Genomic DNA, 787 nt, shown 5'->3' with positions numbered 1-787 from the left:
CGCTTGACGACCATAGCGAGTTGGTCCCACTCCTTCCCATCCCGAACAGGACAGTGAAACGACTTTGCGCCGATGATAGTGGACGGACGTCTGTGAAAGTAGGTCATCGTCAAGCTTTTATTCCGCAAACCCCCGCAGGTTACCCTGCGGGGGTTTGTCTTTATATATAAGTGAGAGCCTTGAGTTCTCAGCCGCGGTAAAGATGGAGAGATCCAGCAAAACAGCGGTTTTGCAGTAGAAGATGCAGATTAGGCAGAAGCCAGCTGCATGAACTGCAAAAAAGATGTTATAGTTTGCGGCTTGGCTGCTACCGAAATATCAGGGTATACCCCGACATTCCGATAGCTGCTAAGGGAAGCGAAAAGCCGGGGCGTTGTCCTGGCGGACCTGAAGGGGTCCAGGCGGTAAGTTGCCAGGTCTTGATGCTGGAGATGAGTTGAAAAACTCAAACAAAAGCGACAACGATTTGACAAGCGCTAAAAACTCCTTCATAATCTCGTTTCTCTGCTGCTGATGCGGCGACATCGCGTAAGCGACGAAGCGCGAAGTTGGCGGCAAGATGCAGTAAGTAGTACAGAATTTAGCAGTACCGCTCTTTAACAATTAAACAACCGATAAGTGTGGGCGCTTGATGCGAGTGCATAGTGACTTCGGTCACAAGCACAATGAAATCAAGTGCTCACTAGAAGTGAAGTACCTTAGATGTCAAGTCTAAGCACATACCTCACTTCCTTTGAGTAGCGACGTATGACTCGACCCTTTCGGGGGTTAAGAAATACGAAACAAA

General features: G+C 48.7%; 1 rRNA gene. It reads left to right on the top strand.

From position 1 onward, the window contains the following. Window positions 1–2 precede the first annotated feature (2 nt). A 5S ribosomal RNA gene (gene rrf, locus IB257_RS31400) occupies window positions 3–115 on the top strand. Window positions 116–787 lie beyond the last annotated feature (672 nt).

The organism is Achromobacter sp. ACM03 (genome assembly GCF_014851665.1).
Classification (GTDB): Bacteria; Pseudomonadota; Gammaproteobacteria; order Burkholderiales; family Burkholderiaceae_B; genus Achromobacter; species Achromobacter aegrifaciens.
The sequence above is the reverse complement of the archived record's forward strand: the minus strand, read 5'-3'. Positions and strand labels throughout refer to the sequence as shown.